General features: G+C 44.3%; 3 tRNA genes and 1 pseudogene. All 4 read left to right on the forward strand.

The features are described 5' to 3' along the window. Window positions 1-107 precede the first annotated feature (107 nt). Window positions 108-191: transfer RNA gene (locus ACNQO6_RS18380), tRNA-Tyr, on the forward strand. A 29-nt stretch (window positions 192-220) separates the two neighbouring features. Continuing rightward, window positions 221-296, forward strand: a tRNA-Gly gene (locus ACNQO6_RS18385). A gap of 11 nt (window positions 297-307) precedes the next feature. After that, window positions 308-382 (forward strand) — tRNA-Thr (locus ACNQO6_RS18390). A 164-nt stretch (window positions 383-546) separates the two neighbouring features. After that, window positions 547-628: pseudogene (locus ACNQO6_RS18395) on the forward strand (hypothetical protein); the annotation flags it as partial.

The raw sequence follows: 628 nt of genomic DNA on the forward strand, positions 1-628 counted from the left end.
AGCAACTGACTTGTAATCAGTAGGTCCACAGTTCGAATCCGTGTGCCGGCACCATCTTAAAAGTGTGGTAGTATAAAGTAAAGAACAGCACTGTGTAAGTGTGATATGGTGAGATTCCCGAGCGGTCAAAGGGGGCAGACTGTAACTCTGCTACGAAAGTTTCGAAGGTTCGAATCCTTCTCTCACCACCATCTAACTTCGATAGATGTCGTACCAACATGCGGGAGTAACTCAGTTGGTAGAGTGGCAGCCTTCCAAGCTGCATGTCGCGAGTTCGATCCTCGTCTCCCGCTCCATCGAAGATGTCGCTCTTATAGCTCAGTGGTAGAGCACTCCCTTGGTAAGGGAGAGGTCTCGAGTTCAAATCTCGATAAGAGCTCCAGATATACAGTTTAGTGGTTATTCCACAAGATTTTAAAGAAGCAGGCTATTATAGTCTGCTTTTCAAGTATTAGGTGTCTAGTTTTTTAGGCGAATGTCGATAAAGAAGGTTTTTCAGGGTTGTTTTTCTCTAAACTGGTGTCGACGTAAACGAGGAAAATCAAAATGGCTAAGGCTAAGTTTGAACGTAACAAACCACACGTAAACGTGGGTACAATTGGTCACGTTGACCATGGTAAAACAACTT

The organism is Acinetobacter calcoaceticus (assembly GCF_051947995.1).
Lineage (GTDB): Bacteria > Pseudomonadota > Gammaproteobacteria > Pseudomonadales > Moraxellaceae > Acinetobacter.